This is a genomic window from Devosia sp. J2-20 (assembly GCF_055808475.1).
The window spans coordinates 909,107-925,915 of the sequence record NZ_CM147870.1; the positions used below are offsets into that span (position 1 = coordinate 909,107).

Sequence of the window (16,809 nt, forward strand, 5' to 3'; positions counted from 1 at the left end):
TTATCCATGCATGATTGAGACCCCAGGACCCGACGGCCCTAGGCGGATAGGCGCATAGGGGCGTCGGCTTTGCTTTGGGCCGATGGCGCGGGCAGGCGAAGGGCAGCCACGAGGTTGCGGTATTCGTGGCGGGCGTTGACGTGGGACATGGATGGCGCGCTGCCGAGCAGATCGGCGTCGAGGGGATCAAACACCGTCATGCCGATTGGAAAGAGCGAGCGGAAAATCACCCGCTCGGCAATGCCATCGGCAACGCGGCAACCCAGGCGGTCGGCCACACGTTCGATAGCGCTCTGGACTTGGCTGGCATTGCGTGAGCCCAGATTGGAAATGCGATTGCGCACCAAAACCCAGTCCGTGCTCGAGCCGGTATTGGCCAAACGTTCTGCCCGGGCGCGCTGCACGTTGCGCGAATAGGGGCTGGTCTCGATCGGCTCGCCGGTGACGCTGTCGAGCCGGACCAGTACGTCCAGATCGATCATGCTGTCATTGATCGGGGTCACCAGGGTATCGGCATAGCCGTGGGCCAGACGCGCCAGATTGCCATCGAAGCCGGGCGTGTCGATAACGATGTAGTCGACCTCATCGCGCAGGCCAGCGATCGCCTTGGTGAAGATTTCGAGTTCCGTACGCTGGTTCTCGCGGATCGAGTCACCCCAGGCTGTGGGGAGATGCACATGCTTGGGCATTGGCACCTGATGGCCGGTCGCTTCGACCGTAGCGCGGCGATTACGGACATAGCGGGTCAGGGTCTGCTGTCGGCTATCGACGTCGATGGTGGCGACGCGATGACCCTGATGCAACAGATAGACGGCCAGATGCAGCGCCGTGGTCGATTTGCCCGACCCTCCCTTTTCATTGCCTACCGCAATGATGTGCGCGCCGGTCTGCACCATGTTCGTCTCTCCAAATCAGAAACTGATCCCTGATATCCATGAAGTGAGGTCATGGTTAACAAGGCCCTAAGATTGGCGCGTTCAGGTGGTTCTGGGTCCGTGTTTTCGACAGATTTGCGGGGGCAGTGCTGCTCGCGCGCTATTGTGTGACCCAGGCGGTCCAGCGCGGCCGTGGCGTGGGCGCGCTGCCCATGGTCTTGCAACTGCCATAGGTGTGAAAGGTCTGCCGCTGCGCATTGATGGTGAGGGGAACACTACCCAGTAGCACGCGAATGGTGGCGGTGTCTTCGGCGAGCATCTCAACACCAGAGATCTGCACCTGATGGACATGACAACGCCCCTGCGCCCAGTGACGTGCGGCCGTTTCGGCGGATTGCTCAAGTTCGGACAATCCCGGATCGCCTTTGTAGGCGGGCAGGTAGACGTCGTTGCGCGCCACCATGGCAAGGAAGTCGGGGACTGCAGCGGGGGTTAGTCGCCCATAGCGCTGGCGATCAGGCATGACGATGACCGAGGGGGCGAAATGGCAGCCGCCGATATGCGTGCATTGCAGCACGTCCAGGCCGACGGCGGGCGCGGCCGCAGACAGCGCCTTGAAAACCGGAAAACCGAAGCGCGCGCAGCAGGCGTCGGTCTTGGCGTCGGTGCAACACAGGATGACCCGACGGGGCAGGGCAGTGCCACCCATTGGCAAGCCTGCGTTCCAGCGGCCCACGAGTTCAGCAGCGTGATTCTGGTCGCGCGGTACAATGCTGGTCGCATCTGGAAAAGATATCAGTTCGAGCGCTGTGCCGTCGCCGGCATCGACAAGGCCGACATAGCTGTCGGGGGCCGACGCGGCGGTCATGGCCAGCCGCAGGGGCGCCTCGATGTCAACGCTTTCAAAGCGGGGGCGGCGCCACTTGCCCTTGGGCCAGCGGATGAACAAGTGGCGCGCCGCCAAGGCTGCGGTGCCCGCAAGGGGCTCGCCGCAGGCAATGGCGTGATCGGTGCAAAAGCGGTGCATCTGAACCTAGTCAGCCTGCGCGGGCAGGGTGACATCGTAGATGTCGGCGATTTCGTCGAGCATCATATAGGCGCTGTAGATGCCACCGCCGAGGTTCCAGCTCAGTTCGCGGACGCGCGTGGCCTTGCCCGCTTCGGTGGCGTCCAGCTGCAGGAAGAGTGGATCGTTCAGCCATTCGCCCAGATTGGCCATCGACTCCGCATTGTCGTCGTCTGGCGCGAAGTAGAAGATGCGGTCTGCGTCCATCTCGGGAATGCGCTCCTTGCCGATCTGCACGAAAGTATCCTCGCTGCGCTGCAAGGCGGGGCGCTGAAAACCGACCAGATCAAGCACCACTCCGGCAAAGGAGTGGTCGGAATAAATGCGGGTGCGGCCGGGTGCAAAGCGCACGAGGGAGACTTCCTCGTTCACCCCGTCACCAATCGCTTCGCCAAGCGCGGTAGCGCGGTCCTTGAATGCGGCGACATTTGCCTGGGCCTTGTCGCCAAGGCCAACGGCCTGCCCGTAAAACGCATAGTTTTCGAGCCATTGGGGCCCGATGGTTGCCGACAGGATTGTCGGCGCAATGGCGGAAAGCTGTTCGTAGACCTTCTCGTGGCGAAACACCGTCCCGATGATGATGTCGGGCTCAAGCGATGCCAGTACTTCAAGATTGATGGCGGTTTCGGTGCCCAGAGAAACCGTGTCGGCCAGTTGGTCAGCCAGATGCGGATAGAACGGGTTGCCTTGCCATGACTGGGCGGCACCCACAGGCACCACGCCAAGATGCAACAGCGCTTCTGTGCCCTCATTGGTCAGGATGGCGATGCGCACCGGTGCGTCGGGCACCTCGGTAACACCCATGGCATGGGTAATTTCCCGCGCCTGTGTCGGCACGATCAGGGCAAGCGCTAAAAGCGCTGCGGCGAGCAGAGGATTGGTCATGACTGGCTTTCACAGGATTGATGGGCCGCCGGGGCGACCCATGCTGGCTAGCGGGTGGCGGGCAGTTCGTAGATGCGCTCGACGTCGTCGAGCAGCAGATTGGCCGCCAAATAGCCACCGGCGGTGTTCCAAACAGCGTCGTCAACGGCATAGGCCTTGCCAGCCTTGACCACATCCAGGTTCAGCCAAAGCGGGTCGCTGGTCCAATCAGCAGCCTGGCTGTTGCCTTCACCGTCGCCGGTTTCATAGACGTAGTAGAACAGGCGATCGCCTTCGAGCTCGGGGATGCGTTCCTTGCCGATTGCGTCGGCGAACTCGGGCTTGTCCTGGGTGGCAGGGCGGGCAAAGCCGATTTCTCCAAGGATCAGACCGGCAAAGGTATCCTTGTAGTAGATGCGGGTGAGCGATGGCATGAAGCGGCCGAGCGAGACTTCTTCTTGGAGCACGGGGCCCGCCGCTTCTGCAATCTTGTGAACGCGTGCGTCGAATGCATCGAGGGCAGCCTTGCCCTCGTCACCCTTGCCGACGGCATCGGTGTAGAGCGCCATGTTGATCTTCCAGTCGCCACGCAGGCGTTCTGACATGACGGTGGGGGCGATGGCGGACAACTGATCGTAGATCTTCTCCTGGCGGGTCTTGTTGCCCACGATCAGGTCTGGCTGGAGCGCGGCGATGGTTTCCAGATTAACCGCCGATTCTTCACCTACGACGGTCACATCGGCCATGTCGGCGGCAATGTGGGCGTACCAGGGATCGCCCAACCAGGAGCGGACGGCGCCAACGGGTGTGATCCCGACCGCCAACAGGGCTTCGGTGCCCTCATTGGTCAGAACGACGATGCGCTGTGGACTGTCTGGGACATCGGTGGTGCCCATGGCGTGGGTGATTTCGCGAGCAAAGGCGGGCTGGACCAGAGCCAGGCTGGCCAGCGCGATGCTGCGCAGAACGGTACGGCGAAGAAGCTTCATAATTCATCTCAAACTTGACATGCGGTGTCATAAAATGGTCTTCGGAAGCAGCAGAAGTCAACCTGACTTTGAAAATCATATTTACGAGACTCGCTCTGAACAGTTTTTCGTCAACCCCGGTGCCGTCGCAGCGGCCCCTGCCATTTGCATGGGTCTGCGTCAGTCTGATTGCGGTGTTGCTTGGTGCCATGGCACTGAGCATCACGGTGGGCTATCGCATCTATGGCCCGCTGCAGGTATGGCAGGCCCTGTTCGCTTTTGACGGCTCAGAAGCGGCTACGGTGATCAGCACACTGCGCCTGCCGCGGGCGGTGATCGCGCCTCTGGTTGGCGCGGGGCTGGGTATTGCCGGGGTGCAGGTGCAGACCCTTTCGCGCAATCGTATCGCGTCGCCCGACACTCTAGGGCTCAATGCCGGCGCATCTTTGGCCGTCGTGGTCGCCAGCACGGTTTTTGGCGTTGGTTCCCTGATGGGGCTGTCACTGACGGCGGCATTCGGCGCCCTGGTCACCAGCCTTGTGGTGTTTGCCATAGCGGCTGGTGCCGGCGGGCTGTCGCCAATCCGTATCGTGCTGATCGGGGTGACCATTGCCGGGCTGGGGCAGTCGATCGTGCAGATCATCCTGACCACCAATGAGGCGCAGTTGCAGAACCTGCTGTTCTGGCTGGCGGGATCGTTCGTTGACCGTCCGATGAGCCTGGCCATCAATGGTGGCCCGTTTATCATGATTGGCGTCGCCATGGCCCTGGCTTTGGCGCGCCCGCTTGATGCCATGCAGGCCGATGACGAAACGGCAAGCGGGTTGGGCGTGCCGGTGACGCTGGTGCGGATTGGCTGCTTTGTCTCGGTATCACTGCTGACCGGCGCCTCTGTCGCCATGGCCGGGCCTGTCAGCTTTGTGGGACTGGTCGTGCCGCATGCGGCGCGCCGATTGGTAGGGCTGCGCCATGGTCGCCAGATCATTGCCGCGGGTTTGTTTGGCGCCATTTATGCGACGCTAGCCGATGTGGCGGCACGCTTTGTGATTTTTCCGGTGGAAGCGCCCGTTGGCGCCATTACTGCAGTTGTTGGCGGCATTGTGCTGGTCATTCTGCTGCGCAGGAGGGCGGCATGAGCGCTCTGAACACCTCGCTCTTTAAAGCGCGCACGCCTGTCGCGCTGGCGATCATGGTGTGTGCCTTCGCGCTACTGGCCCTGAGCGGCGTGGCGTTTGGCTCCAGCTGGATCCCGATGGACCAGGTGGCATCGGTCATTCTGGGGGCGGGCGAGAAGACCCAACGGCTCATTGTGCTGCAATTGCGTCTGCCGCGCGTGGTGATCGCAGCGCTGGCCGGCGGCGGCATGGCTGTTGCGGGCTACCTGCTTCAGAAGGTGACCCGCAATGCACTGGCATCGCCAAGCGTGCTGGGCGTAATCGACGGGGCGGCACTTGGCGTGGTGCTGTTTCTGGCGCTGCTGTCCAATGAGTCCAACACCCTCATCATCCCGATTGGCTACCAGCCGCTGGCGGCGCTGGCCGGGGCCGTGCTGGGCATCACCCTGGTATTCTTGCTCAGCGGTCGCCAGTCGAGTTCGGCGGTGCGGCTGTTGTTGTTCGGTATCGCCATGGCGGCGGTGTTCAAGGCGATGGTCATGGTGCTGATCCTGATCGGCCCGATTTATCGCGCCAGCCAGGCATCGCGCTGGCTGGCCGGGTCAGTCAATGAGATCAACTGGAGCGAAATCCAGATTACGCTGGTGATGCTGGTGCCCTTGCTCGTTATGGCAGTATTGGCAGCGCGCAAAATGCCGCCCGCTGATCTAGATGAGGTATCGGCGCGCAGCATCGGGCTCAATCTGCCGGTGTTTCGTATCGTGATCTTTGCCCTTGCCGCCGGACTGACGGCTGTGTCGGTGGCGTTTGTCGGGGGTGTCGGCTTCATCGGTCTGATGGCGCCGCATCTGGCGCGCCTGATGGTTGGCCGCAATGTCTATGCCGGTCTGCTGGGCAGCTTCCTGCTCGGCGCAATCATGCTGGTCGGCGCCGATCTGATCGTGCGCGTGCTGTTCAGTCCCGTGGAAGTGCCTGCAGGCACCGTGACGGCGGTTATCGGCGCTCCCTATTTTCTCTTTCTTTTGATGAGCAGACAACGCCATGACGGATAGCCCGGCCATTGTCATCGACGCCCTGAGCCTGGGCTATGGCAGCACCAGCGTGCTTGATACGCTCTCGCTGAGTATTCCGCGGGGCAAGATCACCGTGCTGGCCGGCCCCAATGGGTGCGGCAAGTCCACATTGCTGCGCGCGATCCGGCGCCTGCATAAACCCAGCGACGGTCGTATCCTGCTCGAGACGACAGACATCGCCAAGCTTGGCGAGCGCATGCTGGCGCGGCAGATCGGGCTGTTGGCGCAAAGCCCTTCGGCCCCGGACGACATGACAGTCGAAGAACTGGTGCGGCTTGGTCGCTATCCGCACCAATCCATGCTGCAGCCCTGGAGCCCCGATGATACGCGGGCGTTTGAAGCGGCGATGGCGGGCACTGGGGTCGCTCATTTGCGGCACCGCCATCTCGGATCGCTCTCGGGCGGGCAGTTGCAGCGTGTGTGGATCGCCATGGTGCTGGCACAGGAAACCGAAATCGTCTGTCTGGATGAGCCAGTGAACCATCTGGACATGTCGCACCAGCTTGATTGTCTCGACCTGGTGCGTCAGCTCAACTCGGCATTCGGGCGTACGATCGTGCTGGTGCTACACGACCTCAATCTGGCCGCGCGCTATGCTGACCAATTGGTGTTCCTGCGCGACGGTGCCGTCGCGGCCACCGGAAAGCCGGAAGAGCTGATGACCCAGGAACTGATCGCCCGCGTATTCGATGTCGACGCCATGATCATCACCGACCCCGCCTATGGCCGGCCGCTATGCATACCTCTTAACACGCGCGAACGTGTGATCGGGGCGTGATTGGCCCTGGTCAGTACGCCGCGGCGTGCGCCAGTGGAGAGGATAAGGTCAGCATCAGGATTTTGACATCCAGCCCGAGTGACCAGTTTTCAGCATAGGCAATGTCATGGGATATGCGGCCATCAAGCTGAGACTGGCTGATGATCTCGCCACGAAATCCGTTGACTTGAGCCCACCCGGTAATGCCCGGCTTGATGCGCTGGCGCTGTGCGTACTGCGCAAAGCGGTGGCTGAGTTCGGCATCATGCGAGATAGCGTGTGGGCGAGGGCCCACCATGCTCATGTCGCCGCGCAGCACATTGAGCAATTGGGGCAGCTCATCAATACTGGAGCGACGCAGGAAGCGACCCAAAGGCGTGATGCGGCTGTCACCCGCTATGGCGGGGGTCATTGCGCGGCCATCCTCGGTTACCGTCATGGAGCGGAACTTGAGAATGTAGAAGCTCTTGCCGTTGAAGCCGCGGCGTTCCTGACGGAACAGGATCGGTCCGGGGCTGGTAATCCTGACAAGCAGAGCAGTGCCTAGAATTATGGGGCCGAACAACACCAATGCAATGATCGCAGCGACGATGTCCAAGGTGCGCTTGATCATACGGTCGCCGTCAGTGAGCGGCTTACGCATCACCCGAACGGCGTTACCCGGTCCGATCGAAAGAACATCGAGGTATCTCTCGTCCTGACGCTGGGGCGCAAATGCGACGTTTATCGCAAAGGGCCTGCACGCCTGCATCAGAGCCGAAGTGGTCGGGGATCCGACGGGACCATCGAGAAACAGGACATGATCGCAGCGGCGCTCGACACAGATTTTGACGAAGTCATCAAAGCCGGCGGCTGAGGTGTTTTCACTGTCGTGTTCAAGAGCCCGGGTCGCAACTACCTGGGCACCTTGTTGCCAAATGCGGGCGTCTCGCTCGAACCGGCGGATCGAGTCGGCGTTGCCAACAAGTGCAGTGCGGTCAATCTGGAACTGTCCGGCGCTCATCATGGTACGCACGCGAGCGTAGAGGGCCCAGCGCACGATCATCAGAAGCGCGGCGCCGATCAGAAGCCACTGCCAGGTCTGAGGCGTTGGGCTAATGAACTCTCCCGTGATCAGCAGGCTGCAAAGCCAAACTACTGCGACCGTAATTGCCCAGTGCGTGGCGGCGGCCAGAAGGTTGGGACGAGACTGGCTTGAGGCGAGCGCCCGCTCGGAAGAGGCATGGGAAAATGCACCGTAAAGCACAGCCATCAGGGGCAGTGCCAGCGCAGCGGCGCGACCTTCAGATATCAGTGGGTCGGTCATCAGCAATGAGATGGCGAGGGCGATTGCCGCGGCAACGACACCTTCAAAGGCTGCCAGAGCATAGCCAAAATAGACTCGACTAGGGATCTTGAAACGGCGCCGACGCCGAAGTTCAGCATTTCTGGTTGTGACGCTGTCTTGATACATCGGCGGCCTCATCCCTTAAGAGCCCGTTAACCGTAGCAGGCTGGCGAGGGGTGGGCACTTGCAGACTGTGGGCGAGGTTAACGTGAGAACTTTAGAGAAATTGTCTGTTTTCAGATGTTTAGTCTGCGCTTGAGCAGGCGCTTTGAAAGCTGGGTCCTGCGTCTGTGGATAAGTCTGTTGGGACATTGTTCATCTTCGCGGCCAGCAAAGGCACGCTTGGGTGACGAGCAATCGTGCACGTGGTCATGGGGTCGGCAAACACGGCGCTCAGTTCGATCCTGACGACTGCCATTTCGACTGAGTGTGAATTTCGTGTCGGGTGCTTTCCGGACTGTCCCGGACTCGCTGACTTTCTGGCGCATAGCCAAAACCTGTCGCGGCGACCCGGCCTTTGAGCGTGGTAGTGGGAGCGGTCGAAACCGAGCAGCGCGCGGCTAGGGGTTAGGCCCGCTCAGACAGTTTCCCGGATAATGTCGCGTCAATTTTCGCGGGTGCGGGAGCGCCCCTAGCTCAAAAGCGCTTCATAACGGTCCGCAATCAAATCGATATCGAAATCCTTGGCGCGTTGTCGCAGGGCCTGGCGATCTGTTGGCCGATCCATCAAGCTGGCCATGGCTTTGGCGAGCGCCTGTGTATCCCCCACAGGCACCAACGCGCCATAGAGCCCATCGCCCAGAATCTCGCGTGGCCCATAAGGGGCGTCGGTGGATATGACGGGTACGCCTTCAGCCATGGCTTCAATGAGCACGTTGCCAAAGCCTTCGCTGGTTGAAGACAGGACGAACATGTCCGCTGCCTTGTAGCAATCCGTCAAATCATTGACGTAACCGGGCAGCAGCACACTCTGTCCGATGCCAAGTGCGTCGGCCTGATTGCGCAGGTCCGCCGCCAAGGGGCCTTCCCCAAATATCACCAGCCGCGCCTCGTGCGTTTGTCGCAATCGGGCGAAGGCCGCAATCAGTGTCTTGTGATCTTTGACCGGGACCAATCGGCCTGCGGTCGCAATGACGGTAGCTTTGCCCATCGCCGCAAGATCGGTTTGCCAGCGATCATCGACCGATGGCTTGCTCTGTTTTGGGGGCAGTGGATTGTTGATGATGGCGATGCGTTGCCTGTCAAAACCACGGGCCTCCAGGTCCTGGCCTATGCCTTGGGAGACCGCGATGGCCTTGCTGGTCCGGCTACGCACCAGATGAGACAAGGTGACGGCCAGTTTGGCGCCAAAGGTCGTTGATGGCAGGCCGGCTGCCGCGTGGAAACTGGGGAAGAACCTCGCCCTGCTGGCTGACAGTCTCAACGCCATGGAAATGGCGAGATTGGCAAATTCGGGGGCAGAGAAAACCGCGTCTGGCCGGTGTCGGCGGAAGAACAGCGCGGATTGAAAAATGCCCCGGATCGTGCCGATCTTGCCATAGCCTTCGCCGTGGATCGGCAGGTCGAGCGACACCAGGCTGACTGCGGGCGAGAGCAGTGTGGCATTAGGGCCGTCAGCGTTCCAGGTGAAGAGCGTCACCTTATGACCGCGCCCTGCAAGGGCGTTCGCCATCAGCGTAAAGACGCGTTCAGAGCCACCGCCCCGCAGGCTGGCCGTGTGGAAGACGACGCGTTTACCCACCGCTATTGCGGTGCTGTTTGTGCGGCAGGTGGGTTGCGCATATCGCGCCAAATCCCGACGCAAACGGCGATCACCATCCCCAAGAAGAGTCCAAGGAAGCCACCAATGCCCATCACGAGGACCGTGCGTGGCGGCCACGAACGTCCTTTGGGTGGCACAGCAGTGGAGATGACGCGCACATTGGTCGTATCGATCTGTTCACGCTCGGTGATCTGCCGCGCCCGCGACAGGAAGCTCTCGTAGATTACTGTTTTGGATGTTGCGTCACGCTCGAGTTCGCGCAGTTGAACCTGCAGGTCGTTGTCGGTGAAGACAGCGCTGGTGAGGTTAGCGCTCTCTGCGGTCAGGGCAGCGAGGTTAGTCTCGGCGTCATCCAGCGCGGTCTTGGCCGATGCTACAGCGCGATCGATTTCAGTGCGGATCTGGGTTTGCACGGCGTCCAGTTCCGCTGTCAGGCCCACGATGGTCGGGTGGCGAGGGCCGAGCAGCATTGACTGCGACAGGAGCTGTTGCTGCAGAGCGCCTGCGCGATCGCGCAGGGCGGGCAGGCTGGTAGCGGCTGTGCCCGTCGACGGGTTGGCCTGTGCGCCAGCGGCGGCGAGCGCATCATAGGTGGTGCGGGCTTCAATGACACGCGCCTGTGCGGCGACGACCTGAGCATTGAGGGCGTTCATGGTCTGGGTGCTGACCAGTTGCCCGTCACCCGACATTGCAAGTTTGTTTTCGCGGCGGAAGGTCTGGACCCTCTCCTCGGCAGCCTGAACATCGGTCTTGAGTTCATCAAGGCGGTTATCAAGTGACGTGGCGGCGCGAGACGCCCCGTCCGCCTCGGCTTCAGCGAGTTCATCGCGGAACGCCTGAACGATGCCAGCCGAAATGGCGATGGCCTTGTCGGTGGATTCCGAGGATACCATCAGACTTGCCACGAAGGACTTCTCGTCCGACTTGGTGGCAACGCGTTCGCTCAGCGCGCGGACTGCTATTACCGAGGGATCTTCAGTGCTGGCACTGGCAGTACCGCCGCCAACAAAGTTTGGCAGGGAAAACAGCGGTGGCGTGGTGTCGTAAAACTCGGTGTCATTAACCAGGTCCAGATCGGCGACTACACGTGTCAGGACGTTGCGCGAAGTCAGTACCCGCAGCTTGCTGCCAGCGATGAGCAGTTGGCCATCAACCTGACCAGGCTGGGAAAATACATCCCCTTCGACTACCTGAAGATTGGCGGGATCGATCATGATGTCAGTGGTCACGGTGTAGCGTGGCTTGCTTAGCACCGCAAAAGCGCCGCCCAGGACAGTGCCAATGATGGCCAGAATTGCTGTCAGTATCAGACCATTACGCAGCCATACAAAGAGGCGTCCAAAATCAAGTTCGAGAAAATCACCGATCTTGTCGAGCGTCACTGTATTTGGTGTGCTGGGGGCTTGCGCCGTGTTTGCGGGGGCCGGCGCACGCCAATTCTGTTCGCCCCCGAGCCGCGCGTAAGCGCGAGCACCGGTGCGGCGATCGGACGGTGGGGCAATGTCGGCCATGGCGTTAACGCCTCGTTTTCCAGAGTGACATAGTGTTAAGACCTTATACAGCATGCCCGTCAGGTCGCTGCCGGAATGACCTTTTTTGGTTAAGCGGGGGCCAGACATGCCAATGTCAGGTGAACATGTGAACGACACGGCCGCTGGCGCCAACCAGACTATGCCGCCCGCGATACGCCGGCAGAATGCCCTGACCCTGCTGCTTGTGCTGGGCACCGCGCTGGCACTGGCGGTGCGGATCAACATCTCACCGATGATGATGAACCAGGTGATGGATTATACCGAAGAGGGAGGTGCCTTTTACGAGAAGCTCCACTTCGGCACCTACATGATCCTGCTCATGCTGCCGATCACCCTGTTCAGCCAACCCATCCGGCTCTGGGGCGACGAGATCGACCGTTTCAAGGTGCTGATCTGGTATTGTCTGGCCATGCTGGCATTTGTTGTCCTGCTATTCATCACGGGACGACCGGGGTCGTCAGTGTTCATCATTGATACCTATCTTGTTGCGGGTGCAGCCGGGCTAATCGCGCTGGCGCTTGGGGGGTGCGAGGCGTCTTCTGGGTGAGATCGTCCTGGTGATGCTGATTGCGAGTGCGGTTATCGGGATCGGAGAAGCGATCACCCAAGTACGGCTACTGCCATCCGATCTCGTGGAAGACAGCTTCCGACCTCTCGGGCTGTCGGAACACCCGCTGGCGCTCGGTGCCCTGTGTGCTACCGCCGTAGGCTTCGTGGTGCTGGCGCGCTGGCGTGTTTGGGTCCGCGTCCTCCTTATACTTGTGCTGCTTATTGGGTGCGCAGCTGCGGGGCGCGCTTTGCGCTGTTGCTGACTGTTGCCGAAATTCTAGGGCTGCTGATCTTCGTGCCCTGGCCGGGTCTTTCGCCACGGCAATCTCGGCGTGCCAAGGTCGGTGTGCTGCTCGTGACGTTGATCGGCGGCGCAATCATGTTTGCCGTGCTGGCGGGTGGGGGGCTGCTGGGTCGTTTCAGCGACACGCTGTTTGATGAGAATTTCTACGCGCGGCTGACCGTATATCAGGCGTTCTGGTTGGTCGGCTGGCAGGAGCTGGTGTTCGGCATGCCGCCAGCAGACCTGCTGGCGCTGGTCAACAACGAGCTCAATCTGCCGTTTATTGAAAGCGCACAGGTGGTGATCGGTCTGACCTTCGGTATTCCGCTCGCCTTGGCGTTCACCTGGGTCGTCTGCTGGATCATGCTGAGGTTGTTGCGCGGTGCGCCACTGGTCGCCTGGATCGCGACAGGGACGTTCCTGCTCGCCGCGTTGTCGAACAATACCATGTCCGCCAAGCAGCCGGTTTTAACGGTCGTCTTCATACTATTGATCGCCTTCGGCATACCGCGGCAAAAAGTAGAAACCAGCTAGCCCGCGCTATCGATTACCTCAATCGAACCAGTCCGATTTAGGGTGTGAATTCCCTTGCGGTGCCATGCCTTTCCGGGCTGGACAGGTACAGGCTCTGCAAACAACACGGCGTCATCGTCGACCCGCAGCAGTTCCATCAGGCCCAAGCCACCGCCATAGGTTTTCTGGCCATTCTGGACCGGCAGGAAAGTGCGGCCGTCACAATCGATAAAGGCGCCGCCAGGGCGCGCGGCGGCGCTATCGATGGCAATCGGGTTGAGTTTGTGCGGGCTCCAAGGACCGCGCAATGTCGGGGCGGAAAATACAACCATGGTGTCTGACGGACTCCCGGCGCCACGCCTTTCGGTGCCGAACAGCCAAAACTGGCCGTCGCGGTGAAGCAGGGTTGCGTCGTTAATATCCCTGTCTGCTATCAGGATGGTGTCCTGCACCCAATGATCCGGGAATGAACTGGCTCGATATAGAACAAGCCGTCGAGCACCACCGCTTTCGGGAAGCATGAACGTCTCGCCGTCATGCCGGAAAACCTGAGGATATGAGAGGTGGTAGGGCTCCTCGAGCACGCAGCGCGGCACGCTGGCCTGACCGTCGCGGGCAATCTTGGCAACCGAAATTACACCCTTGCCGGTCGCATAAGGGTACTCCTCGACGAACAGAAATTCCTCGCCCTGATGCTCGACGACGAAGGGGTCGGCATAGAAGCGCTGTCCATCGTCGGCCAGGGTCGTGAATTCGGGGCCGTCCACCGCTGCGGTTGTGGCAATGCCAGCATGTTGCACGGTCCGATAGGCTACCTGCCAGTAGAACGGACGCCTGGTGCTGAGCCTTTCCAAGGCGCGAGTGGCTGCAGCGCGAGTGAGGCTCGGCAAGTAGTGGCGCCAAAATCCCACAACAGGGAATGGCGGCGCCGGCGGCTCCACGGGTGTCAACGCGTCAGCAAAGAAACGCGCCACGCTTTGCTCAAGCAATGAAATGGCTCCCGACAGGACGTCATCGCTAGCGCGGCTCAGCCAAAGCCAATCTGAGAGCATTGGGCGGGCGACCCCGACAGTCTGGCCATCCAGAGTTGTGGTCAGGACTGGCTGGACTTTATTGGCCAGCATTTGGGTCAGGCCATCGGCAAAATCAGGCTGCCCCTCAAAGGTCACGCGCAGCGCCGGGGCGGATGCGACGCCGAGACGTCCTGATAGGTCGATGACCAGTTTCGCGGCGGTCGGATCTTGTGATGGGGCGGGCGGGGTCACCTTTGTTGCCAAACATTTGCCGAAGCGCAGGCTCTCAAGGGCGAGTATCGGGTCAGGCGTGTGGCGCGGTCTGCTAGGGACGTCGACGTGCTGGATATCCATGAGATGTCCTGCAGATGTTAGGCGTTCCAACAGGTTAACCTGCCAGAGCCGCGCTTCCCCGCGGCCCAATATAATTACAATTTTATTCAAATTGTTCAAAGTATTCACTCGCATAACGGATTTTGCTTCGTTATTTCCATCTGAATCAATGATTTAGATGAAACAAGGTAAACGGTCGAGCGAGTTAACCATGCGTAAATAGTTCACATTCAACTGCTGGCTATCACGATATAGGTGGTTGGCGGTAAAGAATTCTTGCCGCGACTTCGGCGAGGACGGCCATGAATTTCATATCGCAGCCATTTCTGGAAAAGAAGAAGCTTCTGATTGTGTTTGGGACACGGCCGGAAGCATTGAAGTGCTTCCCCGTGGCCCGTGCGGCGTTGGCCCGTCCCGATTTGGTCACCGAAATTTGCGTAACCGCCCAACATCGCGAAATGGTCGACCAGGTCATCAAGTTGACGGGCATGCCGGTCCACTATGATTTGGATGCCATGCGGCCGGGGCAAAGTCTGTTCGATGTGACCAACAAGGTCCTGGTCGGCATGGAGACTGTGCTGGAGCAATCCAAACCTGACATCGTAATGGTGCAGGGCGATACCACGACAGCCATGGCTGCAGCGCTTGCAGCGTTCTACAAGCGTATCCCCGTTGCACATGTCGAGGCTGGGCTGCGTAGCCACAATATAGACTCGCCATTTCCGGAAGAGTTGAACCGGCGGATCGCTGGTGACATCGCCACCTGGCACTTTGCGCCGACAACGGAGGCGCGCGCCAATCTGCTGGCGGAAGGCAAGGATGCCAGCCGCATCTTTGTGACCGGAAACACGGTGATCGACACGCTGCTGCATTTTTCAGATCAGGTCGACGCCGACAAATCGATGAATGCCGGACTTGCGGCAGGTTTCCCGTTTCTGGAAGTTGGCAAAAAGTTGATTCTGGTGACGGGTCACCGTCGCGAGAATCATGAGGGGGGCATTGAACGGATCTGTACCGCGCTCAAGGTCCTGGCGACGCGCGGCGACGTGCAAATTGTCTATCCGGTCCACCCCAATCCCAATGTGCGCCGCGTTGTCGAAGCGCAACTGGGCGATGTTCCCAATGTATTCCTCATTGAACCGCAGGACTATCTGCCGTTTCTGTATCTGCAGAAGCAGAGCTATCTGGTGCTGACCGATAGTGGCGGTGTGCAGGAAGAGGCCCCATCACTGGGCAAGCCCGTGCTTGTGCTGCGCGACAATACTGAACGCCCCGAGGGTGTTGCGGCGGGCACAGCACGCCTGGTCGGCACGCAGGTCGATTTGATCCTCTCCAATGCAAACCGTCTGCTTGATGACCCGGCGGCCTATCGCGGGATGTCAGAGCAACACAATCCCTACGGGGATGGACGGGCGAGCGCTCGTATTCTTGAGGAGCTTTTGCGCTATGACTGACATTCGTACCGTTTCGGTCATCGGGATGGGCTATATCGGCCTTCCAACTTGCGCCATCTTCGCCAAAAGCGGGTTGGATGTGCTCGGTGTCGACGTCAACGAGGACGTGGTTGCCAAGGTCAATCGGGGCGAGATCCATATCGTCGAGCCCGAGCTGGATGGCTTGATCCAGAAAATGGTCGAAACCGGCAAACTCAAGGCGTATTCGAAGCCGCAGCCAGCCGATGCACATATTATCGCTGTGCCTACGCCGTTTGCGGATGATCACACTCCTGATCTCAGTTTTGTCATGGCTGCAGCGCGCAGCCTGGCGCCGGTCCTCAAGCGTGGCGATCTGATAATTCTGGAGTCGACGTCACCAGTTGGCACGACCCGTAATATGACCATGCTGCTGGCCGAACTGCGGCCGGATTTGAAGTTTCCGCATCTGTTTGGCGAAGACGCCGACGTACTGGTCGCGTATTCACCAGAGCGCGTTCTGCCTGGAAAGGTGCTCAGCGAACTTGTGGACAATGATCGCTCCATAGGCGGATTGTCCAATGCTTCGGCACAGCGTGCGGTCGGGCTTTATACCAGTTTTGTTGCAGGCGACCTCTACATCACCAGCGCGGAAAGCGCTGAATTGGTCAAACTGACGGAAAATGCGTTCCGCGACGTAAATATCGGTTTCGCCAATGAGCTCTCAGGCGTTTGCCAGCAGCTCGGGCTCAATGTCTGGGAAGTCATCGAGCTGGCCAACAAGCACCCTCGCGTCAACATCCTCAATCCTGGACCAGGTGTGGGCGGTCACTGTATTGCGGTCGACCCCTATTTCATCATCAACGCGGTCCCCGACAGCACGGCGATGATGCAGACGGCCCGGCGAATCAATTCCGATCGTCCACACAGCGTCGTTCGCGACGTGGAAATGCTTCTGGACCCCCACAAGGCGCAGACCATTGCCTGCCTGGGGTTGAGCTTCAAGCCCAATATCGACGATATGCGCGAAAGCCCCGCCGTCGATGTGGTCCGGCTGCTGACGGAATTGCCCAATGTGCGGATTCTTGCAGCTGAACCACATGCCAAGGAATTGCCCAAACCACTGCAGGGTATCGGCGTGGAATTCACGGATGCCCTGACGGCGATCGACCAAGCCGACATTGTCGTATTGCTGGTCGATCATCGTCATTTCAGCCTGATTGATCCCGCAGCGCTTACTGAGAAGAAGCTGGTGGATACGCGTGGGCTCTGGACCTGGCGCAAAGCGCGCCGGACCGATGCCCGCATTGAGGGGCGCAACAGCATGACGCGGCCGCGCCGCCGCAGCACAGACAAGGCAGCCTAAA

Annotated in this window: 15 protein-coding genes; 7 read left to right on the top strand and 8 right to left on the bottom strand. The window is 60.2% G+C overall.

Going from position 1 to position 16,809, the window contains the following annotated elements; translation table 11 throughout:
• Positions 1–38 precede the first annotated feature (38 nt).
• The 4 genes from AC0L37_RS04445 to AC0L37_RS04460 all read right to left on the bottom strand — a co-directional run bounded on the left by AC0L37_RS04445 (position 39) and on the right by AC0L37_RS04460 (position 3,794).
• Complete coding sequence (locus AC0L37_RS04445) at positions 39–896, bottom strand: division plane positioning ATPase MipZ (protein WP_282221886.1); 858 nt, start codon at positions 894–896, stop codon at positions 39–41.
• Positions 897–1,035: 139 nt separating this feature from the next.
• A complete protein-coding gene (locus tag AC0L37_RS04450) occupies positions 1,036–1,902 on the bottom strand; it encodes a sucrase ferredoxin (protein WP_282221885.1) in 867 nt (288 codons plus the stop codon).
• A 6-nt stretch (positions 1,903–1,908) separates the two neighbouring features.
• Positions 1,909–2,826: an ABC transporter substrate-binding protein gene (locus AC0L37_RS04455; protein WP_282221884.1), complete on the bottom strand. Its 918-nt coding sequence runs from the start codon at positions 2,824–2,826 to the stop codon at positions 1,909–1,911.
• 47 nt (positions 2,827–2,873) lie between these two features.
• Entirely contained in the window at positions 2,874–3,794 is a 921-nt protein-coding gene (locus AC0L37_RS04460) for an ABC transporter substrate-binding protein (protein ID WP_282221883.1), read from the bottom strand.
• Positions 3,795–3,982: 188 nt separating this feature from the next.
• Between AC0L37_RS04460 and AC0L37_RS04465 the strand changes: the two genes are divergently transcribed.
• Genes AC0L37_RS04465 through AC0L37_RS04475 form a run of 3 tightly spaced genes read left to right on the top strand, consistent with a single transcriptional unit; the run spans position 3,983 to position 6,739 of the window.
• Positions 3,983–4,909 carry a FecCD family ABC transporter permease gene (locus AC0L37_RS04465; protein ID WP_282221882.1) on the top strand — a complete coding sequence of 309 codons (927 nt, stop codon included), beginning with the start codon at positions 3,983–3,985 and terminating at the stop codon, positions 4,907–4,909.
• Positions 4,906–5,940 carry a FecCD family ABC transporter permease gene (locus AC0L37_RS04470; RefSeq protein WP_212657235.1) on the top strand — a complete coding sequence of 345 codons (1,035 nt, stop codon included), beginning with the start codon at positions 4,906–4,908 and terminating at the stop codon, positions 5,938–5,940. The genes AC0L37_RS04465 and AC0L37_RS04470 overlap by 4 nt, the downstream gene beginning before the upstream one ends.
• Positions 5,930–6,739 (top strand): ABC transporter ATP-binding protein, encoded by an 810-nt coding sequence (locus AC0L37_RS04475; RefSeq protein WP_269368934.1) that lies wholly within the window; start codon positions 5,930–5,932, stop codon positions 6,737–6,739. The genes AC0L37_RS04470 and AC0L37_RS04475 overlap by 11 nt, the downstream gene beginning before the upstream one ends.
• Before the next feature lie 10 nt (positions 6,740–6,749).
• Here the strand turns inward: AC0L37_RS04475 and AC0L37_RS04480 are convergent, their stop codons facing one another.
• The 3 genes from AC0L37_RS04480 to AC0L37_RS04490 all read right to left on the bottom strand — a co-directional run bounded on the left by AC0L37_RS04480 (position 6,750) and on the right by AC0L37_RS04490 (position 11,318).
• Positions 6,750–8,183 (bottom strand): sugar transferase, encoded by a 1,434-nt coding sequence (locus AC0L37_RS04480; RefSeq protein ID WP_282221881.1) that lies wholly within the window; start codon positions 8,181–8,183, stop codon positions 6,750–6,752.
• A 493-nt stretch (positions 8,184–8,676) separates the two neighbouring features.
• A complete protein-coding gene (locus AC0L37_RS04485) occupies positions 8,677–9,786 on the bottom strand; it encodes a glycosyltransferase (RefSeq protein ID WP_282221880.1) in 1,110 nt (369 codons plus the stop codon).
• A 2-nt stretch (positions 9,787–9,788) separates the two neighbouring features.
• Entirely contained in the window at positions 9,789–11,318 is a 1,530-nt protein-coding gene (locus AC0L37_RS04490; RefSeq protein ID WP_282221879.1) for a GumC family protein, read from the bottom strand.
• A gap of 127 nt (positions 11,319–11,445) precedes the next feature.
• Between AC0L37_RS04490 and AC0L37_RS04495 the strand changes: the two genes are divergently transcribed.
• A complete protein-coding gene (locus AC0L37_RS04495; protein ID WP_282221878.1) occupies positions 11,446–11,886 on the top strand; it encodes a hypothetical protein in 441 nt (146 codons plus the stop codon).
• Positions 11,887–12,144: 258 nt separating this feature from the next.
• Positions 12,145–12,705, top strand: coding sequence for a hypothetical protein (locus AC0L37_RS04500; RefSeq protein WP_282221877.1), 561 nt, complete (start codon positions 12,145–12,147; stop codon positions 12,703–12,705).
• Here the strand turns inward: AC0L37_RS04500 and AC0L37_RS04505 are convergent.
• Positions 12,702–14,051 carry a glucosamine inositolphosphorylceramide transferase family protein gene (locus tag AC0L37_RS04505; RefSeq protein ID WP_282221876.1) on the bottom strand — a complete coding sequence of 450 codons (1,350 nt, stop codon included), beginning with the start codon at positions 14,049–14,051 and terminating at the stop codon, positions 12,702–12,704. The two genes, AC0L37_RS04500 and AC0L37_RS04505, sit on opposite strands and share 4 nt — an antisense overlap.
• Before the next feature lie 281 nt (positions 14,052–14,332).
• On the opposite strand from AC0L37_RS04505, the gene wecB reads away from it, so the two are divergent.
• Both wecB and wecC read left to right on the top strand, forming a co-directional pair.
• Positions 14,333–15,484, top strand: coding sequence for a non-hydrolyzing UDP-N-acetylglucosamine 2-epimerase (wecB, locus tag AC0L37_RS04510; protein WP_282221875.1), 1,152 nt, complete (start codon positions 14,333–14,335; stop codon positions 15,482–15,484).
• Complete coding sequence (gene wecC / locus AC0L37_RS04515; protein WP_212657243.1) at positions 15,477–16,808, top strand: UDP-N-acetyl-D-mannosamine dehydrogenase; 1,332 nt, start codon at positions 15,477–15,479, stop codon at positions 16,806–16,808. Before wecB ends, wecC begins: the two co-directional genes overlap by 8 nt.
• Position 16,809 lies beyond the last annotated feature (1 nt).